This is a genomic window from Thermodesulfitimonas sp. (assembly GCF_052743955.1).
In genome coordinates this window covers 1-22371 of record NZ_JBRAIN010000005.1, presented here as the reverse complement: position 1 = coordinate 22371, position 22371 = coordinate 1, and the positions used below count along the sequence as shown (strand labels likewise).

Here is a 22371-nt window from a genome sequence, read left to right as displayed (position 1 = left end):
GCTACCGTCGCCCGCGGTAATAGATTTCCAGGACCTTGCTTGCCGTTTCTTCAACCGCTTTGCCCGTCACATCAATGACGGCGCAACCGATCCGACGCATCACCTCCTCGGCGTAGGCCAATTCTTTTTCGACCCGCTCCTGACTCGCGTATTCGGCCTCGGCGGGTACCCCGAGGGTTTTTAATCTTTCCCGCCGGATGGCTACAAGGTAGTTTTGCTGGATGGTCAGTCCGACAACCCGGTTGAACGGGAGCGAGAAGACTTCCGGGGGGACCGGGACCTCCGGAACGAGTGGGATGTTGGCCGCTTTAATGCGCTTGTGAGCGAGATACATGCAGAGCGGTGTTTTGCCCGTGCGGGAAACGCCCAGCACGACGATATCGGCTTCAGTGATGCCGCGCGGGTCTTTGCCGTCGTCGTACTTGACGGCGAATTCGATCGCTTCTACGCGGCGGAAGTACTTTTCGTCGACTTTCCGCATGAGCCCCGGTTCGAAACGCGGCTTGCGCCCCGTAACCTGCTCCAGCGCCTCCAGCACTGGCCCCAGGATGTCCACTGCGGGCAGGCCGTGGCGGTGTGCTTCTCTTACGAGCATCTCGCGCAGGTGGGGCATTACCAGGGTGAAGATGATGATTCCCGTATCGCGCGCAGCCTGCGCCACGATTTCGGGAATCTCTTCCGGGTGGGTGACGTAGGGCACTCTGTGAATCTCGGCGTTTCCGGAGTCAAACTGACTGGCTGCCGCCCGGCCCACAAGCTCGGCCGTTTCCCCGACGGAGTCGGAGATGATGTAGATTACCGGGCGCCTGCCGGTATGCAGGGGTGGCAAGGCTTCTCTACCGCCTTTCTCCTATTTCTACAAAGAGTCGGGCCACTGTTGTTTTGCTAAACCGGCCCACTACACGCAGTTCGTTTTTGTTTTCGGCAACAGGCTCGACCACCGGAAGGGTGTCCACCTCGTGGAGCACCAATTTCCGGGCGGCCTCCCACGCAGGCTCCTCGGGTGAAGTGGTGATGACGTTCGGCATGCGGGTCATGATGACGCCTACTGGTAGATTGCGGATATCTCCGGCGCCGAAAGCGATTTTGAGGAGGTCCTTCCGCGAAACCACCCCCTCCAGGATTCCTCCTTCGCGGGCTACGAAAAGGGTACCCACGTCCTCCAGGAAAAGGGTGATGATCGCGTCGTGAATCGAGGTTGCTTCGCCAACTACCACTGGCCGGGACTGTAGTTCACCAACCTTGAAGCGGCGAATTTTGGCCGCTACTACTTCGGGCGGCGACTTGCCGCTGTAATAATAACCCACCCGCGGCCGCGCCTCAATGAGCCCCGCCATGGTAAGAATGGCAAGATCGGAGCGCAGGGTGGCCCGGGTGAGCTTTAAGCGGTCGGCAATCTGTTCGCTGGTTATCGGTCCTTCGGATTTTACGATTCCCAGGATGGTTTGCTGCCGCTGGGTCAGCTCCAGGAGAACCACCTCTTTCCCGAAAACAGCAAACCAGCAACACTAGGGGTCAGCCCAAATATACGTGCCGGCACGCCCTTTTATGACGTATTAATTCTGCCCGAGACGGAAAAAATACACACTATTTCTAATACTCTGCTATACTGTTTTTTCCTGCTGGTGGTCGGCACTTTTTAAATGGAAATCTTCGCCAGGTCTGCTATTCCCCGGACGAGATCGGCTACGGCGCGCAGCAACGCTAGCCGGTTTTCCCGCAGCACGGGGTTTTCGTCCATCACCAGTACGGCATCGAAAAAGGTATCTACTGGTGGCCGTAACGTGCAGAGCTCTTCCAGGGCGGCGCGGTAGTCGTGGGTGGCGAGCTTGGGTTTAACCTTTTCCCGGAGGGCCTGAACCGCCGCGTAAAGCTCCTTTTCTGCGGGGTCGGTAAAGTGGGCGGGATCAGGCTCGCGTGCGGGCGCCGTCCGCGATAGGTTGGCCGCGCGCGTATAGGCCGTATAGAGATCTCCGAAGCGGCGGTCACGGCGGAAGTCATGCAGGGCTGCCGCTCTAAGGTAGGCGGCGTAGAGGTCATCTATGCCGGTGGCCAGGACCGCCTCGACAACCTCGGGTGTAGTGCCCCGCTCGGCAAAGATGCCGCGGAGTCGTTGTTTAAAGAAGTCGACGAGTTCCGCGAAAACTTGAGCGGGTCCGTTTTTAAGCTTCCCGCCGTATTCTTGGTAGGCAAGGTCGACCATGGCGCGGAAGGAGAGGTGCAGCTTTCCCGCAATGATGATCTGGCAGATACCGAGCGCCTGCCGCCGCAGGGCGTAGGGGTCCTGAGACCCGGTAGGGATAAGGCCGAGGCCAAAGCAGCCCACCAGGTTATCCAGCTTATCTGCGATGCTGAGGAGACGCCCGGGGAGAGTCTCTGGCAGGGAATCGCCGGCGAAGCGCGGGAGGTACTGTTCGTAAAGCGCTACCGCTACCGCTTCGGGCTCGCCGTTTTTGCGGGCGTATTCCTGCCCCATAACTCCCTGAAGCTCGGGGAACTCGTAAACCATACTGGTGAGAAGGTCGGCCTTGGCAAGGTAAGCGGCCCGGAGGAGGGCGACCCGGTCATCATGGTCGAGCCCAGTCGCATCGGCCAGGTAAGTGGTCAGGGCGCGGAGCCGTTCCGTTTTGTCGTAGAGGGTGCCTAGCTCCTCCTGATAGACGACCTTTTTCAGCCCTGCGACCCGGTCGGCAAGCGGGGTGGCGAGGTCCTCGCGGTAGAAAAAAGCGGCGTCGGCGAGACGCGCCCGGAGTACCTGTTCGTTGCCGCGCCTGATGGTCGCCGTGTGTTCCGGCGCGCTGTTATGCACGGCGATGAAACGGGGGAGAAGGCGCCCGTCCCGGTCACAGACGGGGAAGAAACGCTGGTGCTCCCGCATTATTGTTACGAGCACCGCCCGCGGTAGCTCCAGATACTTTTCCGGGAAGGTACCGCAAAAGGCGGTGGGGTGCTCCACCAGGTTGACGACCTCTTCGAGGAGTTCGGCGTCGGGCGGCACTACGCCTCCTTCGGCTGCGGCCAGCCGTTCTATCTGTTCGCTGATCAGCCGCTGCCGCACAGCGGGGTCGACGATCACGCGGGCGGCAGCCATACGATCAAAGTATACTGCGGGATTTGCTATTTCCACCGGGCCGGCGCTTAAGAAACGGTGCCCCTGGGAGGTGCGCCCGGACTCCAGACCGTCGAGGAAAAACGTCACCACCGTGTCGCCGTAAAGGGCCACCAGCCACCTGATCGGGCGCACGAAGCGAAGTTCCTTGTCGCCCCAGCGCATCGGTTTCTGGAAGCTAAGGCTCCTGATGAGGCGGGGGCATAGCTCCGCCAGGACTACTGTTGCTTCGCGTCCCGGTTTTTCCTTGACGGCGAAGAGGTACGCGGTCTTGCCGACCTCTCGCACCACGAGCTTTTCCACCGGAACATCCTGGCTGCGGGCGAAGCCGAGAGCAGCTTTCGTCGGCTGGCCAGAAGCGTCGTAGGCGGTGCTTAAAGGGGGGCCCTTTATTTCCTCCACCGTCGTTTCTTGTTTGCTGGCGACTTGTTCTATGAGAAGAACAAGGCGCCTGGGCGTGCCGTAGCTACGGACCGGCCCGTGGGGCAGACGCGCCTCGGCGAAAAGAGAAACCGCTTTTTCCCGCAGCTCGACCAACGTGCCGGGTAGAAAGCGGGCCGGTATTTCTTCGGTGCCGATTTCGAGTAAAAAGTCCTGCATCAGGATTTCCCCCTCTTCAGGAGCGGGTAGCCCATGGCCTCCCGCTGGCTAAGGTAGGCTCGCGCGCAGGCCCTGGCCAGGGCGCGGATCCGGTGGATGAACGCGGTGCGTTCGGTCATGCTGATCGCTCCCCGCGCGTCGAGCAGGTTGAAGGTGTGGGAACACTTCAGCACGTAATCGTAAGCCGGAAGCACGAGCTGCGCCTCCAGGACGCGCCGCGCTTCTTTTTCAAAGGCTTCAAGGCTGGCGAAGAGAAAGTCGGTATCCGCGACTTCGAAATTATACCGGGAGTGCTCCACTTCGCCCCGGTGGTGGATGTCGCCGTAGGTAATTCCGTCGGTCCAGACGATATCGAAAACGCTTTCCACACCTTGGAGGAAGATGGCGATGCGCTCGAGCCCGTAGGTTATCTCTGCCGAAACGGGGTGGAGGTCATAGCCGCCGCACTGCTGGAAATAGGTGAACTGCGTTATCTCCATCCCGTCAAGCCACACCTCCCAGCCAAGCCCCCAGGCACCAAGGGTAGGCGATTCCCAGTTGTCTTCGACGAAGCGGATGTCGTGCTGCAGCGGGTCTATGCCTAAAGAGCGGAGGCTGGCGAGGTAAACCTCGATCACGTCGTCGGGCGAAGGCTTGAGGATCACCTGGTATTGGTAGTAATGCTGAAGGCGGTTAGGGTTTTCACCGTACCGACCGTCGGTTGGCCGCCGCGAAGGCTCAACGTAGGCGACCCGCCACGGTTCGGGGCCGAGAACCCGGAAGAAGGTGGCCGGGTTCATTGTTCCCGCCCCTTTTTCAATATCGTAGGGCTGCTGGATGATACAACCCTGCTTTGCCCAGAAGTGGTCAAGCGTTAAGATAAGTTCCTGAAAGTTCACGCCCCGTCCCCCTCAAAGATAAAAGCCCCCGCTTCAAGCGCAGCGGCGGGCGACTTCTGTGTCTGGCAAAAACCTTAGCAAAGAGAGGCTAAAAAGTCAAGCCTTTGTAGAAAAACGCAGCTTTTGCCGGCAGCCGCTATCCTATCCGCTAAGTTGATCGAGAAAAGAGAGCGCCTGGGGCCGGTAACCGAGGTGGAAAGCCACCGTTTCCGCGAGGATGGCGGAGAGCTCCCGTTCGATGACCGGCGCCACTTTCACGGTCAGGACTTGTTCGAGAGGGCCGGCGGCGAGGTGGCGCAGAGCTTTGAGCGTTCCGGGGCTGATTTCGATGGTGCGACCTTCACCTACGCAGGACGGACAGAGCATGCCGCCGGTTTGGGGGCTAAAGGCGCTTCTTTCTCCGGACGGAAGGGTTTGCCGGCACAACGTGCAGACCCCGAGTTCGGGCCCGAAACCGGTCAAAATCAGCAGGCGGAGTTTAAAGGCGCAAGCGAGAAGCATAGCCCTAGCCTTTCCTAAGAGACGTAAGGAGCGGAGCAAAAGTTCGTAAAGTTTCGGGTTGGGCACCTCTTCGCCGGTGAAGGCGTCTACCAACTCGGCAAAATAGGCAGCAACGCCGAAAAGCACCAGATCCTGCTCGATGGCGGGGAAACGTTCCAGGAGCTCTGCCTGATCGATGCGGTGTATCTCTTGCCCGCGGACCAGGTAAAAGCGTGACCGGCAGAAAGGCTGCGCTGCGCCGCGCTTTCGGCTAGTGGGCCGGACACTTCCGTAACTTACCGCCCGGAGCTTGCCGTATTCACGGGAGAAAAGGGTGATAATCCGGTCGGCCTCTTTATGCGGGCGGGATTTGAGGACGACTGCTTCGGCCTGGAAGAATTTCATTTTCGGACCTTAATGTCTTTCAATTTCCTGGATCCGTTCGATAGATAGCGCCTTCCCGGTGGCCGGGTCGAGCGTTACCAGGCAGGCGTTGAACTGGTAAGGGCCGCTCGCTACCTCGAAGCGTCTCGGTAGTTGGGTGAGGTATTTGGAAATGATAGCCTCCTTGCGCACCCCGATGACGCCGTCCCGCGGCCCGGTCATGCCGACGTCCGTAATGTAGGCGGTTCCGCCGGGGAGGATGCGTTCGTCTGCCGTTTGGACGTGGGTATGGGTGCCGAAAAGAGCAGTTACCCTGCCGTCGAGGAACCAGCCGAGCGCGATCTTCTCTGACGTGGCCTCTGCGTGGAAGTCAACGATGATTATCTGGGTCTCCGCTAATAGGGCGGTAGTAATCTCCTCAGCCTTCCGGAAGGGGCAGTCGAGATCGGGCATAAAGGCCCGGCCGCAAAGGTTGACCAGCCCAACTTTATGGTTGCCGACTGTAAATACCCGGTAGCCTGTGCCGGGCGCGCCGGGAGGATAGTTGGCGGGGCGAACGAGCCGCGTTTCTTCGTCAATGTAGCTATAGCTTTCTTTCTTATCCCAGATGTGGTTTCCGCCCGTGAGGAAATCCACCCCGTAGCTGAAAATCTCGGCGGCCGTCTCGCGGGTGATGCCGTTGCCGCCGGCCAGGTTTTCGGCATTGGCGATCACGAGGTCGATTTGTCGGGCTTCGCGGAGGGCGGGCAGGAACTCTTTTACCGCCCGCCGTCCGGGACGGCCGACTACATCACCGATCATTAGGACTCTCATTTCCGGTACGGGTCGTTTATTTTGCATAGTCTACCGCCCTCGTCTCGCGAATTATCACTACCTTAACCTGACCCGGGTACTCGAGCTCGCCTTCGATCTTTTTCGCCACGTCCCGGGCCAGCCGAACCATTGCGGCGTCGTCAACCCGCTCTGGCTTCACCGCCACCCGGATCTCGCGCCCGGCTTGCACAGCGTAAGCCTTCTCTACACCTGGGAAGGAGTTGGCGATCTCCTCAAGCTTGGTGAGGCGCTTGATATAAGCCTCCAGCGTCTCCCGGCGTGCGCCGGGGCGGGCGGCCGAAATGGCATCGGCGGCCTGAACAATCATCGCTTCGAGGGTTTGCGGTTCCTCGTCCCCGTGGTGGGCGGCAATAGCGTGGAGAACCTCTGGATCTTCACCGTACTTCCGCGCCAGTTCGACGCCGATGGCGACGTGGGGACCCTCCATCTCCCGGTCTACCGCCTTGCCGATATCGTGGAGCAAACCGGCCCGTTTGGCGAGCGCCACGTTGGCGCCGAGTTCTGCCGCCATAAAGCCAGCTAAGTAGGTGACCTCGAGCGAGTGGCGGAGAACGTTCTGCCCGTAGCTGGTGCGGAATTTCAAGCGCCCGAGAAGCCTGATGAGTTCTTCGTGGAGCCCCGGAATCCCTGCCTCAAAGGTGGCCTGCTCACCAGCTTCCCAGATCTGGCGCTCTACTTCCTTCTGCGCTTTTTCAACCATCTCTTCGATCCGGGAGGGATGAATGCGCCCGTCGGCGATCAGTCTCTCAAGGGCGATACGGGCAATCTCCCGCCTTACCGGGTCGAAGCTCGAAAGGATCACGGCTTCAGGGGTGTCGTCGATTATCAAGTCCACACCGGTAAGGTTTTCGAAGGCCCTGATGTTACGGCCCTCACGGCCGATAATCCGCCCCTTCATCTCGTCGCTGGGCAGAGGGATGACGGAGACCGTCGTTTCGCTTACCTGATCCACAGCAGTACGCTGGATCGCCAGGGCGATGATCTCTTTGGCGCGGCGCTCGCCTTCCTCCTTGGCTTTAGCCTCGATTTCCCGGATGATACGGGCCGCTTCCTGTTGGGCATCCTTTTCTACTTCCGCCAGGAGCAGTTGCCGGGCTTCCTCAGTTGTTAGGCCCGAAATCCGTTCGAGTTCGGCGACCTGCGCTGCGTGAAGCTTTTCTAGTTCGCTTTTGAGGTTGGCGATTTCGGCTTCTTTCTGGCTCAGCCGCTCCTCTCGCTTCTGAACTGCCTCGAACTTCGCCTCGAGGGCCTCTGTCTTTTGCACGAGGCGCTTTTCCAGTCGCTGGAGTTCTTGGCGCCGCTCCCGGTTTTCCCGTTCCGTTTCGTTTTTTAGTTTAAGGATTTCTTCTTTGGCCTCCAGGACCGCTTCCCGTTTTTTGCTCTCGGCCTCTTTGGCTGCCGCCTCTAAAATCTGGCGGGCGCGCTCTTCCGCCGCGGCAACCTTGGCCTCAGAAACGTAGCGGCGGACGAAGTAACCGCCAGCAAAGGCGATAGCGGTCCCGGCTGCAAATATAACCCACACCGCATCCGGCAAAGACTTCACCCCCATCACTAAATAAATAAAAAGCCGAGTTTAACCTCGGCAGAAAAAAGAAGCGTGTACCTCTTGCAGGGACTCGCAGCTTATTTTAGGGTAAAAACGCTATAATTTCTTTTTCTTAGGAAACAATCCACCCCTTCCCAGGTAGAGGAGCTTTTCTGGGAAGCGTCTATCTTAACAGCCATCACGGCAGAGCCGCTATAGCCTGTTTGAACTGCCTTTCAAGCGGTACACGCGTTCTATTTTCTCCCAGGTCTATTGTATTGTATCGGTTCCTATCGGGCGGTGTCAAGTCTTTCGGGCCGAGCGGGTAGATGTGGTATAGCAAGGGCCATCGGTCCAGGACAAGGGTCTGCTGGTCCCAGGGCTTAATCCTTTAAAGTTGGGCCATCTGCGATGTTAGGGGATACGCGCGGCGGTCGAAGCCAAGGTTATTCAAGAGTTGCGCAACCCATCCGGCGGATGCTCCCTAAAAAATGATAGAAAACCCGGTTATCGAAAAAGAGCTGGGTAACCAGAAATTCCGCCCCCGCGTCCACCTTTTCTTTCAGGTGGCGCCAGTCGAGATCGATCCGGGGCGATTCGATATGTCCTTCCGGGTAAGCGGCGGCGATGCCGAAAACGCCTTTGCTGCGGAAGTGGCGGATAAGGTCCACCGCGTAGGCGAAATCGCCGGCGGTGTAGACGTTTGCTGCTGCCCGCGGCGGGTCGCCGCGAAGGGCGAGGATGTTCTCGACGCCGGCAGCGTGCAGCCGGGATAGGACCTCGTCCCCTTCCTTTACGGTATGCCCCCTGCCGGTCAGGTGGGACGTTACGGTGAAGCCGAAGCCGCTGAGGAGGGAGGCGATTTCAACCGTTGTACCGCGGGTCGTACCGCCTGCCCCGTAAGTGACGCTGATAAACGCCGGCCCCAATTTCTGGAAGTCGGCTGCGAGCCTGGAGACGATCTCTACCCGGTCTTCGGTCCGCGGGGGGAAGATTTCCAAGGAGATCACGGGCCTGTACGCCGCGTAGATTTTGCTGATCCGCATGACTTTTTCTACTTTACATCCTTTGTTTATGCGCCTCACTCGGAGGCGATTTTTTATTATTCTTTCCTCGTAGGGGCCATTCTTAAGACAACATGACGTTTAAACCTTTGTATACGACACTCTATCCCTCTTACCTTCCATTCGGCCGGAAAATATTGACCCTCAAAATGCCAAGTGGTAAATTACGTTACACCTGAGCACTGCAAATTTTTAGGAAACCGTAAAAGGGGAATCCGGAGTTGCAGTCGATAACCGTTACCCTCAACGGGCGTGAAGTACAAGGCCGGCCAGGAATGACCATCCTCGAGCTTGCCGAGCAGGAAGGCATCCGTATCCCGACGCTTTGCTACGAACGCCACCTTACTGCGCCGGGGGCGGCCTGCCCTTCCGTTGGTGCCTGTCGCATCTGCATTGTGGAAAATGAGCAAACGGGGGCCCTTATGACGGCCTGCACCACCTTTATCACCCCGGGCATGGCGATTAGCACCCATTCACCCCGGGTGATCGAGCGGCGCCGGACTATTGTCGAACTGATGCTGGCGAGCCATCCCGACGCCTGCTTGGTTTGTGATAAGGGAAACCGGTGTCAGCTGCGGCAGATTGCGGCGGAGCTGGGGGTGGGCTTAATCGGCCTGCAGCGGATTCCGCAAACCGCCCCTTTAACAGATGCGAACCCTTTTATCAAGAGGGACCTGAGTAAATGTATCCTTTGCGCCAAATGCATCCGGGCGTGTCAGGAGTTAGTTGTGGAGGGGGCGATCGACTACTTCCGGCGCGGATTTGTGGCAAAACCGGCGACTTTTGGCGAGGGGCCCCTCGAGACATCGGAATGCACCTTCTGCGGGACCTGCGTGGCGCTGTGCCCGACCGGGGCGCTGGTCGAAGCCGAGCCGGATTACAGGGGGAGCGTGGCTACCGCCGTCCGGACCACCTGCCCTTATTGCGGTTGCGGGTGCAGCCTCTACTTAGAGGTTAGAGACGGGCGGCTGGTCCGAGCCGTGCCTGACCGGGACGACCCGGTTACCCGAGGGGCGCTCTGCGTCCGGGGAAGCTTCGGTTACGATTTTGTTCACAGTCCGGAACGGTTGACCAGCCCGTTGGTCAATGTAAACGGCTCGTTTGAACCTGTTTCCTGGGAGAGGGCGATTGCGGTTGTTGCGGAGGCGTTTGGGGGGATAAAGGAAAGGTACGGGAGCGACAGCCTCGCCGTTTACGGCTCGGCCAGGTGCACCAACGAGGAAAACTACCTACTGCAGCGGTTTGCACGCACTGTTCTTGGTACCAACAATATCGATAACGGCAGCCGCCTTTATAGGGGGGCGCCGGAAGCCTACGGCCTTTCCGCCCCCACCGGGGCGCTCCGGCATATCGAGGAAGCGGATCTCATCCTGGTTGTGGGCGCTGATCCCACAACGTCGGCACCTCTTGCCGGCTACGCGGTGAAAAGGGCCGTGCGGTGCCGGGAGGCCAAGCTTATCGTGGTCGATCCGCGGGAGACGCGGCTCACCTTTTTCGCGGAGTGCTGGCTGCGGCCCCGACCCGGAACCGATGCCGCATTGTTAAGTGGCCTTACCAAGGTGCTAATCGAAGAGGGCCTAGCAAATTCAGAAGTGGTCGAAAAGGCAGTTACAGGCTTTGCGGCGTTCCGCGACGCCCTTGCTGCTCTCGATATACGCCGGGTGGAAGAGGTTACGGGTGTTTCCGCTACGGAAATCCGCCAAGCGGCGGAACTATACGCTAGCGCCCAGCATCCGGTAATCCTCTATGGTAACGGGCTTAACCAGCAGGTTGGCGGGACGGATGCCGTCCGGGCGCTCGTCAACCTGGCGCAGCTTACGGGCGGCCGGGCTGCCGTTTATGCGCTCCAGCGAGACGCGAACGCGCGTGGTGCTTGCGATATGGGAGCTCTTCCCGATTTCTTACCCGGCTTCCTTCCGGTAGCCGACCAGCAGGTGCGGCGGAGCTTCCGGGATTACTGGGGGCGCCTGCCCGCCACTCCGGGACGTAGCGTGGTAGAGATGCTATGGGGGGCAAAGGAAGGCCAAATCAAGGGAATGTACATCGTTGGCGAAAACCTGCTGGGTGGCTTCCCCGACGCGGCGTTTGTCCGCGAAGCGCTCGCAAGCCTTGATTTTCTAGTGGTTCAGGACCTCTTTCTTACCGAAACGGCTAAGTTGGCGAAGGTGGTGCTGCCGGCAGCCGCCTTTGCCGAGAAAGAAGGAACGCTTACAAGCTTCGACGGACGGCTTAACTGGTTCCACCAGGCGATTACGCCGCCGGGAGAGAGTCTCCCCGACTGGGAGATTATCCTGCGCTTAGCTGCGGCAATGGGTTGCCCATTCCCTTATCGGGATTTGCAAGGGGTCAGGGAAGAGATCGCGAAGTTAGTGCCGGCTTATAGGGGGCTTAGCTTCGTCGAAACGGAGGCGGCCGACGCGGTAGCGGCAACAAGAGAGGGCGCACCGGCACCGGTCTACCGTAAACAACCGGAAATGACGCCGCATTTCTGGCCGGTACAAGCGCCGCAGTTGCCCGGCAACGATCCGGCGTATCCCTTTACCCTTCTTGTGGGCAGCACCCTTTTCCATTTTGGAAGCGGCGCGCGCAGCGCACGGGCTAGGCGGCTCGGGAAGTTTTACCGGGAAGCGGCTGTTTTCATCGGGGAGACCGACGCGGCGCGGCTTGGCCTACGCGGCGGGGAAGAGGTACGGCTTATCGCTCCTGCGGGTGAGGTCGTGGCAACCGTTAAAATCACCGCTACGCTGCCGGAAGGAGTACTTTTTGCCCCGTTTTCACCGGTGCAAGATACCGTAGGCCGGTTATTTGCCTTAGAGCTCGACCCGGAGCGGAAAACGCCCCTTACTAAAATGGTTAAGGTGAGGGTGGAAAGGATCGGTGGCGATGAGCAAAGTTGATCGGTCGCCAGGCGTCAATCTGGAGAGGATCAAGGAGATTATCGCGGCGTGCAAGGTTGAAAGATGGGCCTTGATTCCGGTAATTCAGCGTATTCAAAACGAGTTCGGCTACGTTCCTCCCGAGGCGATTCCTATTGTGGCGAAGAGCATGAAGCTCTTCCCCAGCCAGGTTCAGGGCGTCATCTCTTTTTACGCCCAGTTTTATACGAAGCCGCGCGGTAGGCAGGTGATCAGGGTGTGTCGGGGTACCGCCTGCCACGTGCGCGGGGCAGAAACGTTGTTAAAGATGCTTGAGCAGCGGCTCGGTATCCAAGAAGGGGAAACTACGCCGGATATGGAGTATACCCTGGAAACGGTGGCCTGTGTCGGCGTGTGCACCCTGGCGCCTAACGTGGTCGTGAATGATGCGGTCCACGGTTATATGGATCCTGAGAAGCTGGCGAAATTGCTCGCGAAGGGTGAAGGGTAAATGGGGATACGTACACCGTTTTTGTCTGCGCGGCGACGCCTTGCCTCTTGATGGGTTCCGAGGATATCTACCGCGCCTTTGAGGCAGAGGTTAAGCGCCAAGGGTTGAGTAACGTAGCCGTGGAGATTAGCGGGTGTCACGGACACGGGCTATGTAACCACGGCCCCAGCGTTGTCGTTGAGCCTGAAGGAATTTTTTACCTAGGAGTCCGGTCCGAAGATGTGCCGGAAATAGTCAGCGCCCACCTCCGTGACGGCTGGCCGGTAGAGCGGCTCCTTTACCGGGACCCTAAGAGCGGTCGCCTCGTTGCCCGCTACCATGATGTCGACTTTTATCGGAAACAGTGCCGGATTATCCTGCGGAACTGCGGCCGGATTAACCCGGAAAAGATTGACCATTATATCGCTGCCGGCGGTTACCGGGCGCTTGCGAAGGCCCTTCGCGAGATGACGCCGGAGCAAGTGATTGAAGAAATTAAGCGTTCCGGGTTGCGGGGGCGTGGGGGGGCTGGATTTCCCACCGGGCGGAAGTGGGAGTTTGCCCGCAATGTACGCAGCCCGGAGAAATTCATTATCTGTAACGCCGACGAGGGTGATCCGGGGGCCTTCATGGACCGTTCGGTCTTGGAGGCAGACCCGCACGCGGTAATTGAAGGGCTTATCATTGGCGGTTACGCTATTGGTGCCACCACCGGTTTTATTTACGTTCGCGCCGAATATCCGTTGGCGGTGAAGCGTTTGCGGATTGCCCTTGACCAGGCGCGGGCGAAAGGTTTCTTAGGGAAGAACATCCTCGGCTCCGGCTTTGATTTCGACATCTACCTGAAGGAAGGCGCGGGGGCCTTTGTCTGCGGCGAGGAAACGGCGCTTATTGCTTCGATTGAAAGCCAGCGGGGTATGCCCCGCCCGCGTCCCCCTTATCCGGCTCAGGCTGGTCTAGCTGGAAAACCTGCCACCATCAATAACGTGAAGACCCTCGCTTCGGTTCCTATCATCATTGAACGCGGCGCCGATTGGTTTGCGGGCATCGGCAGCGAGAAAAGCAAAGGCACGACCGTACTCGCTTTGAGCGGTAAAATTGTCAACGCGGGTCTGGTAGAGGTTCCGATGGGAACCTCTCTTTCCACCATCATTTACGATATCGGGGGCGGCATTCCGGACGGTAAGCGCCTGAAGGCGGTACAGACAGGTGGCCCGTCTGGTGGCTGCATCCCTGCGCGGATTCCCGATACCCCGGTCGATTTTGAGAGCCTGGCCATGGTCGGTTCGATTGTGGGTTCTGGGGGCATGGTGGTGATAGACGAGGAAACCTGTATGGTTGAGGTGGCCCGGTACTTCCTGAGCTTTACCCAGGCGGAGTCGTGTGGTAAGTGTGTGCCGTGCCGCCTCGGAACCAAACAGATGCTGGAGATACTCACCAGAATCACGGAAGGCAAGGGGCAAGAAGGCGATGTGGAAACGCTTCTCAAGATAGCGCGGACGGTCAAGGAAACCTCTCTTTGCGGTTTAGGGCGGACCTCTCCCAACCCGGTGCTTTCTACGATCCACTACTTCAGGGATGAGTACGAGGCGCACATAAAAGATAAAAAGTGTCCTGCCAGCAACCGGGAGCGCCTGCCGCTCAAGTCCCGGCGGGGCGTTAAAGGGTCTCGATAACCGGAAAGGAGCCGAAAGGCGATAATCTTTAGGGGGATGTAGAGATGAAGTCGATCACCAAACAGAAGCCTTTCGAGGAGATCGAGCGTAGTCTGAGAAGGTTTGATGCGGTCTTCATTGCCGGGTGCGGCACCTGCGCCACCATGACTGCAACCGGCGGGATCGAGCAGGTAGCGGCGATGAAGGAGCGTCTTGAAGCGATTGATAAAATGGTGACCGGGTGGATGGTTATCCCTACGGCCTGCGACGAAATGACGGCCGCGCTACTGAAAGAGAACGAACGGGCCATCCGGAAAGCGGGCTGCATCCTGGTGATGGCCTGCGCGCTCGGTGTGCACCGGCTAAGCCTTTATACCAATAAACCGGTTCTCCCGGCACTCGATACCCTCTTTATCGGTGTGGAGGAGAAACCCGGCCAGTTCCGGGAGGTCTGTGTCCAATGCGGCCAGTGCGTGCTGGGGGAAACAGCCGGCATCTGTCCCCTCACCGCCTGCCATAAAGGCCTCCTTAACGGTCCCTGTGGCGGGACCAATAACGGCAAGTGCGAGGTGGATAAGGATAAGGACTGCGCTTGGGCCCTTATCTACCGGCGTCTTAAACTCCAGGGGCGGCTGGATCTTATGCGCCAGTACCACCCGCCGAAGAATTACCAGGTGGTACCGCGGCCAAAGAGCATAAAACTCGGATAGGTAAGGAGAAGCGGCGATGGCAGTATCGAAATTCCAAGAGGTCTTAAATTCCGGTAAGTTTGTGGTTACCTGCGAAATCGGGCCGCCGAAAGGGACCAATCTCGATAAAATGCTGCACCATATCGACCTGCTAAAGTACCGGGTGGATGCGCTTAACGTGACCGACCACCAGAGCTCGGTGATGCGCTTTCCGTCGCTCGGGGGGTGTCTAACTATCAAAGAGCGGGGCGGGGAGCCTATTTTACAGATGACCTGCCGGGACCGGAACCGGCTGGCTTTGCAAGCCGACCTTCTTTTTGCTTACACGCGGGGCGTTCGCAATGTGCTCTGCCTAACCGGGGACGCTATCGTGATCGGTGACCATAAGGGGGCGAAAGGGGTCTTCGATCTCGACGCGGTCCAGCTGCTCAGGGCTATCCGCCAGCTCGAGGCGGGCGAAGATCTGGGCGGGAATAAGCTCGACGGCGCGGTTGAGTTTTGCGCGGGCGCTGTGGTCTGCCCGGAAGCGGACCCGATCGAACCGCAACTCATCAAGTTCGAGAAGAAGGTTGAAGCCGGCGCCGAGTTCTTCCAAACCCAGGGCGTTTACGACCTTGAGAAATTCGCGAAGTTTATGGAGTTTGCCCGCCAGTTCCCCGTGAAAATTCTGGCCGGAATCATTCTGCTGACTTCGGTCGGTATGGCGAAATATATGAACGCGAACATTCCCGGGATCTGTGTGCCACAGTATCTGATCGACGAACTGGCTGCCGCGGGGAAGGGAGGAGCGCTCCGGAAAGGGATCGAGATCGCTGGCCGAATGATTGCTACCATCAAGAAGGAGAAACTGTGCGATGGCGTCCACATCATGGCCATCGGCCGGGAGGAGCTGGTGCTCGACATCCTCGAAGCGGCCGGAATTTAAGCCGTCTGCACCAATCCCCGCCAAACGGTCCGGTTTCTGCCGAGGCGCTTTGCTGTATAGAGGTTATTATCGGCTATCAGGAGCAGGTTCTGCACCGTCTGCGCATCATCGGGATAAACAGCAATGCCGATACTGACAGTGGGAAGAGGTTCTTGTTGCCCTGCGGCTTCAAGCCGCTTCCGTAACCTTTCGGCTACGGTTATGGCGGCGTGAATATCGGCTTCAACCACCAGCACTACGAATTCCTCGCCCCCGTAGCGGGCTGGCGTGTCTGTATCCCGGATGCTCTGTCTGATGAGGGCGCTAACCTTGCGGAGGCACTCGTCGCCTGCGAGATGGCCGAAGGTGTCGTTGTAGTCCTTAAAGTGGTCTATGTCAAGAAGCAAAACCGCGCATTTCCCATTGTAGCGCTTACACCGTTTAAGCTCCACATCTAGGACCGCAAAAAACTTGTGGCGGTTGTAAAGTCCGGTTAAAGCGTCATGTTCGGCCATACTCTTGACCTTCTGGTAGAGCCGGGCGTTTTCTACCGCCACACCGATCTGGTTGCCCACTGCCTCGAGTACGTTTCGTTCCGGCCCGGTGAGTTCTGTTTTGCTCCGGTGAAAGAGCACCAGTGCACCACGGAGTTCGTCCTGGTGCTTTAGAGGAACCACGACGCCGGAGGCAAAGCCACCGACGGTGCAGGTTTCGAAATCAGAGCGGCTGAAAATTCTCCGGGCGTCGAAAAATACGAGTTCTTCTCTTACCCGGAGAGGGTTATTTTCGGCGTCATCTCTGGTCTCTAAGCTTTTGGCCACGTGGGCGGCACAGTCATCGGGCAGGCCCTTCTGGGCCGCCAGAGAGTATGTTCCGTTTTCTTCGCGCAGGTAAACGGCCCCTGCATCCCAGTTCGCCACTTCGGTAACTTTGGCCAAAACTTCCTGAAGAACCAGTTCGATCTCAAACGAGCGGGTGAGGACCTCGGTGATTGTGTTTAAAGTGAGAAGTCGTTGGTGGCTCTCCTCGATCTCGCGGTTTTTGCGCGTCATTTCGTTGATGAGCAGGGAGTTCTCTATGGTTATGGCTAATTGGCCCGCGAGTTGCTGGGCGAGGGGAAAGTCTTTTTCCGCGTACTTACCCTTCTCCCGGCTGTAGAAGCAGAGGCCACCAATAATCCCCTGTTTGGTGAGCAGGGGCACGAGGAGCAGGGAACGCAGCCCCGCTGCGGTGAGACTTTGGGCCTCGTTGAGTTCCGGGACTATCGTAAGATCCGCGATTACTTCCGGCTGGCCCCCTTCGAGGCGCGCCTGGAGGATAAGATCGCTGGGATCTTCCGCTTTCTTAGTTTCGACTAGCGCCCCATCCCGCATGAAGGCGAGGACGTTTAGCCGGTTGTTTTCCCTGACCAGGATCTTCATCCAGTCGAAGTCGATCAGTCCTTTAATCAGGTGGTAAAAGGCGTCATAGAATTCCTGGCTTTCGAGGCCGGCGGTGATGAGCCAGTTAAGAGTAGTGATGACTTCGAGGAAACGGCACTGCGCTAGCATCTCCTGCCGCGCCGCTAGGTTTGCCAGCGCCAGGCCGATGACGCCTGCAAGACCGGAGATCTCGGCCGCGCGCGCTTCCGGTTTTTCTCCCGTTTCGACTATCACCACTCCGATTTTCTGGTGGGCGTAAGGTATGGGCACCGCGAGCCAACCTGTCGCTTCGACTGGCTCTCCCTTCTTGATTGCCTGCCCGGGGAGGCTATCGTCGCCCAGCGGCAGGTTCTTTCCCTGTAAACATTTCCCCGCAAGACATAAAAGCATACCCTCGCTCCGGTTAACTAGGTAAACGTCGGTCGTTGGGGAGCCGGTGGCGGCACAAACCGCCTCAGCAATCAGTTGCCCGACACGGAGCGGGTCTTCTGTCGTAGCGAGCTTAGTGGCCAGGAGGGTAAACTCAGTTTCGATCATACGCAACACCCGGCTGTAAAAGGCACTCTTTAAATAAGATCGAACCAAACGGAAAACTTTTAACCCTTTCCCGGGAAAAGTTACCGGGCAACGTTACTTCCGGAAGCTTTGTGCCTGTCTGGCCTGGCATGATAATAAACTTTTTTCTTTGCGGGGGCGGCGATTTGTGCTAAAATTTTGCTGACGTTTTGGCGGGGGTTGAAGCTCATGGATCTCCGGGAGGTGCAGGCCGAGGTTGATGCTTGGATCGGGCAGTTTGCGGAGGGTTACTGGCATCCTCTGAGTATCCTCGCGCGCCTCATCGAAGAAGTAGGGGAACTCGCCCGGGAGCTCAACCACCGCTACGGCGAGAAGCCCAAGAAACCGGATGAGCCGCCGGGCGATATCGCCTTGGAGATAGGTGACATCCTCTTTATTCTCGCCTGCTACGCCAACTTGCTGGGCATCGACTTGGCGGATGCCTTTCGGAAAACGATGGCCAAGTACCGCCAGCGCGACAGCCAGCGCTGGGCAAGGAAAGCGGAGGTATAGCGCTGCGTGGCAACTCTCACACCAATCAGGGGCTGGCGTTATGGTCCCCGTGTCGGTGATCTGGCGGCGGTGATTACCCCTCCCTACGACGTGATTGACGCGGCAGCCCAGCGCGAGTATTACACCCGCCACCCCTATAACATCATCCGGCTGGAATACGGGCTCACCTTTCCTGATGATGACGCGGGTAACAACCGCTATACCCGTGCTGCAGCGACTTTCCGGGAGTGGCGGGAAAAAGGAGTTTTAACTAGGGAAGATCAGCCCGCTTTTTATTTTTACGAACAAACCTTTTACCTGTCCGGGGTACTGCGAACCCGGAGCGGATTTTTGGGCGGCCTTAAGCTTGAACCTTACGGGGAGAATATCTTTCCGCATGAAGAGACATTACCAGCAGCAAAGGCCGACCGCCTAGAGTTGCTGCGCGCCTGTAAGGCCAATTTTTCACCTATTTTCGGCCTTTATGCGGATCCTGAAAAACTTCTAACAACCATTTTCGCGCGGCGCGGCGAGCCTGTTTACGACTTCACGAGTGATGATGGACAGCGCCACCGGCTCTGGGTGGTTCAGGATGAATCAGTTATTGCCGCCGTCACCGATTTTTTCGCCACCCAGCGTGTTTATATCGCCGATGGCCACCACCGGTTTGAGACGGCGCTTCAGTACGCGCGCGAGTGCCGGGCGGCAGCAAACCCCGCCGGTGTGCAGCCGTATGATTTTATTCTGGCCTTACTGGTCAATATCTACGACCCGGGCCTGGTGCTCCTTCCTACGCACCGTCTGGTTAGGGTAGCACCGGCCTTCGATCTGGGAGCTTTTCTCGCTGCGGCGACGGAATTCTTTACCGTGGTGGAGACGCAAAGGGACCGGGTGGCACTGGCAAGGGGGCGGTACGTTTTCGGTCTTTACAGCCGGGAGGGGCGCGCCTTTTACCTGCGGTTGAAGGAGGGACTTGATCCGGCCGGGGTTTTGCCGGGCCCCGGGTCGCCTGCTTGGAAGCGCCTGGAGGTTGCGGTGCTGCACGCCTTAATTCTCGAGCGGCTCCTTGGCATCGGGGCGGCGGAATGTCGCGCCGGTACCAGGGTAAGCTACACGCACGATGCCGCAACGGCCTGCCGGTTAGTTGACGGCGGCAGCTGGGATATGGCTTTCTTTCTTCGCGCCCCTAAGGTGGCCGAAATGGTGGCGGTGGCAGAAGCTGGCGAGCGAATGCCTCAGAAATCGACTTATTTTTATCCCAAGGTTCCAACCGGTCTCGTGCTTTACGCGTGGGAGTAAATCCCTATCTGGGGGTAAAAAGATGCAATATTTCCTCGACTTGGTTGCGGCGGTAGAAAAAGGGGAAATCCTACCAGTATACCTTTTCTACGGTCCGGAGGTGTACCTGCAGCGCGAAGCAATACGGCGCTTTCGCGCGGCTCTGGTGGGGGAGAATTCCTTCGATTACGAAGCGGTTGACGGGGAGGAGGTACCGCCATATGAAGTAGTGGCCATGGCTAATACCCTCCCTCTTTTTGCTGCCAAGCGGCTGGTGGTAGTGAGGAACGCACCGTACTTCAGTACTGGAAAGGATAATCCTGCCCTACTTGCCTATCTCCGGCAGCCGAATCTCGCTACTTGCCTTATTTTCTGTACTTCCGGTACGGTACAGAAAACGGAGGCCTTCAAGTTGGTGCAAAGGCAGGGTGGAGCGGTTGAATTTAGCTACCTTGCGCCCGCGGACTTGAAAAGATGGTTTCAGAAAAAGGCGCGGCAGGCAGGAAAAACTCTCGAACCGGCCGCGGCAGAGATGCTACTTGCGGCCGGACGGGACCTGACGGTTTTAGCCAACGAGATAGAAAAAGTACTCGCCTATGCGGGCGACAGGCCGGTGGTGACCGCCGCCGACGTGCAGGCGGTGCTTGTTCCGACCAGCGAGGAAACGGTTTTCGCGGCTATCGATGCCTTTGGGGAACGGCGTTATCCTGAAGCGCTGAAGAAGATCCGCGCGCTCTTAGAGCGCGAGGCTCAAGGGGTTGTTTTTTCCCTGCTTACCCGCCAGCTGCGCCTGATAATGCTGGCGCAAGATCTCTCTTCTTCCGGCCGGCAGGAGAACTTAGCGCAGGCGGTAGGTATCCATCCTTTCGTGGCGCGAAAGGTGGCGGCACAGGCCCGGCGTTTTCCCCGTGCGGAACTGGAGGAACTCTTCTGGTCCTTGCTCGAACTGGACGCTGCGGTAAAATCGGGACGGGAGGAGTTTCTGCCGGGCCTTGAGCGGCGCCTCCTGTTAACGGGTTGGCGCAAGGGGCCACTAAAATATAAAGCCACCTGACATTGTTCAGATTCAGGCGGCGTTTTCTGCGGTAGAAATTTTTACAGCGAAAAAACAGACGCTTTATCTTTTATCCGGCAAGGCGGTTCTTATTAAACTTTTTCATCAGGCGCGATTTTTTGCGCGCGGCCGTATTCTTATGAATAATCCCCTTGCTCCAGGCTTTATCTATTGCCCGCAGCGCAAACCGAAGCTTCTCTTCCACGTCGGCCTCACCGGCTGCCAGGGCCTTTTCGAATTTCTTAATCGCGGTGCGGAGCCAGGAGCGCAAACTGGCGTTTCTGAGGGTTCGTTTTTGAATCTGACGCAGCCTCTTGAGCGACGATTTCTTGGCCAACCTTGCACCTCCTTGCCTGCATTTTGACTTTGCAGCAGCATTTTACCATGCTGCCGGTCTGCTTGCAAGCCCAAAGTTTTGCGGCGGTTAAGGAATAACAGCCGGGGAACGGCAACCGTCGAGGGGGCGGCCTAATTGGGCCGCCCGCAACGCTTTCAACCACCGCTTTTTCCCTGCCGGTCTTGTCTCCTTATGAAGAGCATATCATTTCCCCAGAAAATGTCCCGCCGCTACGCGGGGCGCGGACGGCGTATTCTCTTTCCGTAACGGTAAAGTTTACAAAAAACGGAATGTTATGGTGGTGCGTTTTAGTGAGGGGGCTTTTCTTGCGGCGCTGGCCTTGGTCTATTCTGCTTTTAATCGCCCTTACGGTTTGCTATCTCTGGCCTTGCGTTATGGGAGCGGGTCTGCTACGGGTCTTGTGGTCGCCGGAGGAGATTGTAGGCTCCTGTTTGCCGCCGTTATCTATAGGGCCTAGCTTTTTTTACCACGGCTCCTGCTCACAGCGGGAAGGGTGCTCAGCGGGATAGAGGCAACAAAGACTGGGTTTTTACAGTCGGTCTTGCCTGCGGTGCTCTGGTCCGGGAATAAGGAAACCTCATCTCCGGTGACGGCATCTCCCCATACGCTTTCCCATACCGCACCGAAAAAAATGGTTCCGCACCGCTGGTAGGCATATACAATACCCATACCGGTGAAACTTACGCGCTGACCGACGGGGTGGAGCGGGTAAAAGGACGGGGAAAGGTGGTGGATGTAGCAAGAACCCTGGCAGAGAGGCTTGAGCGGCGAGGTATCCAGGTGTTGCGGACCGAAAAGATTCATGATGCCTGTTACGCAACCTCTTACCTTGAAATTGAAGAAAACGGTGCGGGAGATGATTTACGCGGCGTCGGGGATCGCTGCCTTTTTCGATATCCACCGGGATTCGCGCCAGCCCCGGGGCGTCGCCACCACCAAAATAAAAGGGAAGGAGGTGGCGCGGGTCCTCATCGTGGTAGGGTCCGACAAGCGGCAGCCTTTCCCGACCTGGCGCGAAAACTTAGCCTTCGCCCGCCGGATAGCGGCTCACGCCCAGCAGCTTTACCCGGGTCTGTGTGCGGGAGTCCGGGTAAAGGAGGGGCGCTACAACCAGTTTCTTCACCCGCACGCGCTGCTGATAGAAATTGGCGGGGTTAACAACACCTTTGCGGAAGCGGCGGCGGCAGCGCTTTTCGCGGACGTTTTAGCGGACGTTCTCTGGGAGGATTATGCGGGCGGGAGCGAGCCGGTATCACCTTGAGTTCCGGGTGGTGTATACCGGGCTTCTTTCCGGAGGATAATATTTCCGGGAGGATATACGAACCAGGGCCCGCACCAACGGAACGATAAGTATAGGCAGCGTTGCCTGTTTCCAGCTCCAAGCGAACACTTAAAACGGCCGCCGGTGTTGGTAATAATTGGGCTTTTCGAGGAAATAGGATATGGGGAAGCGATGGTTTTTGCTGGTTATCGTGGCGCTTATGGGTGTTGCCTGGGGAGTTGGTCACTGCCTCGGGGCGTTAAATGGGGCGCTCGGGCCGGAAAGGGCGGTGCGGGCGCTCGGTTTTACCGTCCTGTCTGAAACCGCGTACCGCATAGAATTCCTGAACGTCCACTATACCCTTCGCCTTCCCGCGCCGCCCAAACTTCTTGCGGAAGCATGTGCTGGAAAGGACCGGAACGGCCTTTCCTACCTGGAACGCTGCTTCGCTTTTCGGCCATGAAAACCCGGCATCCCACGCCCTG

At 58.1% G+C, this 22371-nt stretch carries 20 protein-coding genes and 1 pseudogene; 11 read left to right on the top strand and 10 right to left on the bottom strand.

Features of this window, described 5'->3' with window-relative positions; all coding sequences use genetic code 11:
* Nucleotide 1 precedes the first annotated feature (1 nt).
* From ACUVTA_RS01005 to ACUVTA_RS00970, 8 genes are all read right to left on the bottom strand, one after another.
* Nucleotides 2-829, bottom strand: a complete 828-nt coding sequence (locus tag ACUVTA_RS01005) for a pyruvate, water dikinase regulatory protein (protein WP_445951120.1) — start codon at nucleotides 827-829, stop codon at nucleotides 2-4.
* Nucleotides 830-836: 7 nt separating this feature from the next.
* Entirely contained in the window at nucleotides 837-1478 is a 642-nt protein-coding gene (locus tag ACUVTA_RS01000; protein WP_445951119.1) for a helix-turn-helix transcriptional regulator, read from the bottom strand.
* A 161-nt stretch (nucleotides 1479-1639) separates the two neighbouring features.
* Nucleotides 1640-3709 carry a glycine--tRNA ligase subunit beta gene (glyS, locus tag ACUVTA_RS00995; RefSeq protein ID WP_445951118.1) on the bottom strand — a complete coding sequence of 690 codons (2070 nt, stop codon included), beginning with the start codon at nucleotides 3707-3709 and terminating at the stop codon, nucleotides 1640-1642.
* Complete coding sequence (gene glyQ / locus ACUVTA_RS00990; RefSeq protein WP_445951117.1) at nucleotides 3709-4587, bottom strand: glycine--tRNA ligase subunit alpha; 879 nt, start codon at nucleotides 4585-4587, stop codon at nucleotides 3709-3711. The genes glyS and glyQ overlap by 1 nt, the downstream gene beginning before the upstream one ends.
* 141 nt (nucleotides 4588-4728) lie before the next feature.
* Nucleotides 4729-5472, bottom strand: a complete 744-nt coding sequence (gene recO, locus ACUVTA_RS00985) for a DNA repair protein RecO (protein WP_445951116.1) — start codon at nucleotides 5470-5472, stop codon at nucleotides 4729-4731.
* A gap of 9 nt (nucleotides 5473-5481) precedes the next feature.
* Complete coding sequence (locus tag ACUVTA_RS00980; protein WP_445951115.1) at nucleotides 5482-6264, bottom strand: TIGR00282 family metallophosphoesterase; 783 nt, start codon at nucleotides 6262-6264, stop codon at nucleotides 5482-5484.
* Nucleotides 6265-6280: 16 nt separating this feature from the next.
* Complete coding sequence (gene rny / locus ACUVTA_RS00975; RefSeq protein ID WP_445951126.1) at nucleotides 6281-7834, bottom strand: ribonuclease Y; 1554 nt, start codon at nucleotides 7832-7834, stop codon at nucleotides 6281-6283.
* A 422-nt stretch (nucleotides 7835-8256) separates the two neighbouring features.
* Entirely contained in the window at nucleotides 8257-8856 is a 600-nt protein-coding gene (locus tag ACUVTA_RS00970) for a methylenetetrahydrofolate reductase (protein WP_445951114.1), read from the bottom strand.
* Nucleotides 8857-9095: 239 nt separating this feature from the next.
* Here ACUVTA_RS00970 and ACUVTA_RS00965 point away from each other — a divergent pair, with 239 nt between their 5' ends.
* The 5 genes from ACUVTA_RS00965 to ACUVTA_RS00945 are packed head-to-tail and all read left to right on the top strand — an operon-like array spanning nucleotide 9096 to nucleotide 15488.
* Nucleotides 9096-11771, top strand: a complete 2676-nt coding sequence (locus ACUVTA_RS00965) for a molybdopterin-dependent oxidoreductase (RefSeq protein ID WP_445951113.1) — start codon at nucleotides 9096-9098, stop codon at nucleotides 11769-11771.
* Nucleotides 11758-12240, top strand: coding sequence for an NADH-quinone oxidoreductase subunit NuoE (gene nuoE, locus ACUVTA_RS00960; RefSeq protein WP_445951112.1), 483 nt, complete (start codon nucleotides 11758-11760; stop codon nucleotides 12238-12240). The genes ACUVTA_RS00965 and nuoE overlap by 14 nt, the downstream gene beginning before the upstream one ends.
* Before the next feature lie 50 nt (nucleotides 12241-12290).
* Nucleotides 12291-13895 carry an NADH-quinone oxidoreductase subunit NuoF gene (nuoF, locus tag ACUVTA_RS00955; protein WP_445951111.1) on the top strand — a complete coding sequence of 535 codons (1605 nt, stop codon included), beginning with the start codon at nucleotides 12291-12293 and terminating at the stop codon, nucleotides 13893-13895.
* A 44-nt stretch (nucleotides 13896-13939) separates the two neighbouring features.
* Nucleotides 13940-14584, top strand: coding sequence for a methylenetetrahydrofolate reductase C-terminal domain-containing protein (locus ACUVTA_RS00950; protein ID WP_445951110.1), 645 nt, complete (start codon nucleotides 13940-13942; stop codon nucleotides 14582-14584).
* Between the two features lie 16 nt (nucleotides 14585-14600).
* The gene (locus ACUVTA_RS00945) at nucleotides 14601-15488 is read left to right on the top strand and encodes a methylenetetrahydrofolate reductase (protein ID WP_445951109.1); all 888 of its coding nucleotides are present in this window, start codon (nucleotides 14601-14603) and stop codon (nucleotides 15486-15488) included.
* On the opposite strand, the gene ACUVTA_RS00940 is transcribed toward ACUVTA_RS00945, so the two are convergent.
* Nucleotides 15485-17425 (bottom strand): diguanylate cyclase, encoded by a 1941-nt coding sequence (locus ACUVTA_RS00940; RefSeq protein ID WP_445951108.1) that lies wholly within the window; start codon nucleotides 17423-17425, stop codon nucleotides 15485-15487. The genes ACUVTA_RS00945 and ACUVTA_RS00940 overlap by 4 nt on opposite strands.
* A gap of 177 nt (nucleotides 17426-17602) precedes the next feature.
* Between ACUVTA_RS00940 and ACUVTA_RS00935 the strand changes: the two genes are divergently transcribed.
* Genes ACUVTA_RS00935 through holA form a run of 3 tightly spaced genes read left to right on the top strand, consistent with a single transcriptional unit; the run spans nucleotide 17603 to nucleotide 20267 of the window.
* Complete coding sequence (locus ACUVTA_RS00935; RefSeq protein WP_445951107.1) at nucleotides 17603-17956, top strand: nucleotide pyrophosphohydrolase; 354 nt, start codon at nucleotides 17603-17605, stop codon at nucleotides 17954-17956.
* A 6-nt stretch (nucleotides 17957-17962) separates the two neighbouring features.
* On the top strand, nucleotides 17963-19234 hold the full coding sequence (locus ACUVTA_RS00930) for a DUF1015 domain-containing protein (protein ID WP_445951106.1): 1272 nt from the start codon (nucleotides 17963-17965) through the stop codon (nucleotides 19232-19234).
* 22 nt (nucleotides 19235-19256) lie between these two features.
* Nucleotides 19257-20267, top strand: a complete 1011-nt coding sequence (holA, locus tag ACUVTA_RS00925) for a DNA polymerase III subunit delta (RefSeq protein WP_445951105.1) — start codon at nucleotides 19257-19259, stop codon at nucleotides 20265-20267.
* Nucleotides 20268-20337: 70 nt separating this feature from the next.
* On the opposite strand, the gene rpsT is transcribed toward holA, so the two are convergent.
* A complete protein-coding gene (rpsT, locus tag ACUVTA_RS00920; protein ID WP_123928813.1) occupies nucleotides 20338-20604 on the bottom strand; it encodes a 30S ribosomal protein S20 in 267 nt (88 codons plus the stop codon).
* Between the two features lie 600 nt (nucleotides 20605-21204).
* Here rpsT and ACUVTA_RS00915 point away from each other — a divergent pair.
* The 3 genes and pseudogenes from ACUVTA_RS00915 to ACUVTA_RS00905 all read left to right on the top strand — a co-directional run.
* A pseudogene (locus ACUVTA_RS00915) lies at nucleotides 21205-21399 on the top strand (stage II sporulation protein P); the annotation flags it as partial.
* A gap of 55 nt (nucleotides 21400-21454) precedes the next feature.
* Nucleotides 21455-21886, top strand: a complete 432-nt coding sequence (locus ACUVTA_RS00910) for a stage II sporulation protein P (protein WP_445951104.1) — start codon at nucleotides 21455-21457, stop codon at nucleotides 21884-21886.
* Between the two features lie 181 nt (nucleotides 21887-22067).
* Nucleotides 22068-22349, top strand: a complete 282-nt coding sequence (locus ACUVTA_RS00905; RefSeq protein ID WP_445951103.1) for a hypothetical protein — start codon at nucleotides 22068-22070, stop codon at nucleotides 22347-22349.
* The last annotated feature ends 22 nt before the right edge of the window (nucleotides 22350-22371 follow it).